General features: G+C 44.6%; 3 protein-coding genes. All 3 read right to left on the bottom strand.

All coding sequences use genetic code 11. The features are described 5' to 3' along the window. Nucleotides 1-758 (bottom strand): murein hydrolase activator EnvC (locus AB4653_RS21525; RefSeq protein ID WP_372105304.1); only part of this gene is annotated, 758 nt, incomplete at its 3' end. A gap of 73 nt (nt 759-831) precedes the next feature. Then, nucleotides 832-1,653: a serine O-acetyltransferase gene (cysE, locus tag AB4653_RS21520; RefSeq protein ID WP_009847961.1), complete on the bottom strand. Its 822-nt coding sequence runs from the start codon at nt 1,651-1,653 to the stop codon at nt 832-834. A 262-nt stretch (nt 1,654-1,915) separates the two neighbouring features. Further along, on the bottom strand, nt 1,916-2,359 hold a 444-nt coding region (locus AB4653_RS21515; RefSeq protein WP_372105302.1), incomplete at its 5' end, for an NAD(P)H-dependent glycerol-3-phosphate dehydrogenase.

Here is a 2,359-nt window from a genome sequence, read left to right as displayed (position 1 = left end):
TCCATAGGGACAGCATTGCGTCTCTCTCGTGCGGCTTTTTCTGCTTTCGCTATTTCGGCTTTTAGGCGAGTTTCATTACGTTGAAGTTCGGCTAAGTAATTTTTGTCGCCAGAGATGTTTTTCTTAATACTGCCGACAGTCTTTTTACGCTGTGTTTGGGTCTGCGATAGTTTGTTGCGCTTTGCTACCTGTTGATTTAACAGCGTTGCTATTTGTTCTTGCTCAAGTTGGCGTTGCTTATGGCTTTCTTCTAATTCAAGTTGAGTTTGTTCGATCGTTTTGATTGTTGCAGATCGCGCTTTGGCGAGGTGTTGGTAATAGTGACTAATGCGGTCCTCTTCAACGCCAGTATTTAAGATGTGAGAAGAGGCTTTGGCTCTGCTGGTCATGTAGTAAGTCTGAATCAGCTGCTCTAACTTGTCGGTATGGGCTTTTTTCTGTGCTGTAAGCGCTTTAATCTTATTATCTAAGCTAGCAACATTAGCATTGGCGGTATTGAGTTGTTTTTTACTTGTTTTAATGGCTTTTTCAAGCAAGGAGATAGAGAGCTCTTGTTGCTTGAGGTTTGCCTGTAAATTGTCGAGCTTCTTCTGTTGTGAGGATAGTGTTTTTTGTTGACGAGATATCTCACTCGACACACCTTTCAGCTCCCCTTTCGATGCGGCAAGTGGCGATGCAGAGAAAAGAACAGCGCAAAGGCTGGAAGATATCAAAAGAACAGTGCTAATTACTTGGACTGGTTTCATCATTATCGTCATGTTGCTCTTATTAGTTTTCAGCATCTGCTCTTAAGTCTTTCGTATCTCGGCTCATCGAACCTAGAATCAGCTCTTATATTCCATCACCATGAATGAAATTTTGCGAGCGACCATTGAAGCCTTGGTCCATATCTAAAGATGGTTTATCTGTTTTCGGTTTTCCGACAATTTTTGCAGGAACGCCTGCGACTGTTGTATGAGGTGGCACGGCTTGTAGTACCACAGAGCATGAACCAATCTTCGCGCCTTCACCTACTTCAATGTTGCCGAGTATTTTAGCTCCGGCCCCAATCATTACGCCTTCGCGGATTTTGGGGTGACGGTCGCCGCCTTCTTTACCAGTACCACCAAGGGTAACGTCTTGAAGGATCGATACATCATTTTCGACGACAGCAGTTTCACCAATCACGATACCAGTGGCGTGGTCGAGCATGATAGCTTTACCGATACGAGCCGCTGGGTGAATATCAACTTGGCAAGCAACTGAAATTTGGTTTTGTAGGTAAGTAGCAAGTGCGATACGCCCTTGTTTCCACAACCAGTTAGCTACTCGGTAACCTTGCAGAGCGTGGTAGCCTTTCAGATAAAGTAGAGGCATCGAGTACATCTCGACCGCAGGATCTCGATTTACCGTCGCGCAAATATCACAAGCTGCCGCATCAATAATCGATTGATCCTGCTTAAATGCTTGTTCAACCACTTCACGTACTGCCATTGCTGGCATTGAAGCCGTCTTTAGCTTGTTTGCTAGGATGTAGCTAAGGGCTGCGCCTAAACTTTCATGGTTGATGATCGTGGCATGATAAAAACTCGCAAGCATAGGTTCTTGCTCTGACTGCTGTCGAGCTTCCTTCACTATGCATTGCCAAACTTTTTGCTGTTCACAGTGTTTCATTTTTCCATCCATTCCTTTAAACCAGATACGCGTAGCGAGATGAGAGATATGAAGAGCTTAGAAAAGCCAATTAGCGTAAATGAGATTCCAGATACTTCATTCTTCAATGACGAGCATTATACTAACGTCATCTTCAAGAGTGAGGTACGAGCGAGTTGGAGAACTTTGTTCGGGTCATTTACTTTATGCTATTCGCATCTTGATTACCCGTACCTCTAACTCTCTTCGTATCTCGCTTACTCTAATTTCGTATCTGCTCTTACTATCTTTCTGACTTTTTGTCTCTAGCAAGCAGATCTTGTGCTGCTAGGTGTGCATCTTTCCCTTGATACAACACTTGATAAATCTGTTCAACAATGGGCATTTCAACGCCCATACGTTCTGATAGTAACCAAACTTCTTTGGTGTTGCGATAACCTTCCACTACTTGGCCAATTTCGTCTTGTGCTGTATCTACATCTTTACCTGCGCCAAGTGCCAAACCAAAGCGACGGTTACGTGATTGGTTATCAGTACAGGTTAGCACTAGGTCACCCAATCCAGCCATGCCCATGAAGGTTTCTGGTTGCGCACCAAGAGCTGCGCCTAGTCGACTCATCTCAGCTAGACCGCGAGTGATAAGTGCAGTACGTGCATTGGCACCAAAACCAATACCATCCGACATGCCAGCACCAATGGCGATAACGTTTTTAACCGCGCCACCAAG

This window comes from Vibrio sp. 10N.222.48.A3 (assembly GCF_041475345.1).
Taxonomy (GTDB): domain Bacteria; phylum Pseudomonadota; class Gammaproteobacteria; order Enterobacterales; family Vibrionaceae; genus Vibrio; species Vibrio tasmaniensis_A.
Note: the sequence above shows the minus strand (reverse complement) of the source record. Positions and strands in the feature narration are given on the sequence as shown.

Coding starts and splice junctions, on each gene's coding strand:
- cysE (WP_009847961.1), bottom strand. CDS start 1,653: ATGAAACACTGTGAACAGCAAAAAGTTTGGCAATGCATAGTGAAGGAA.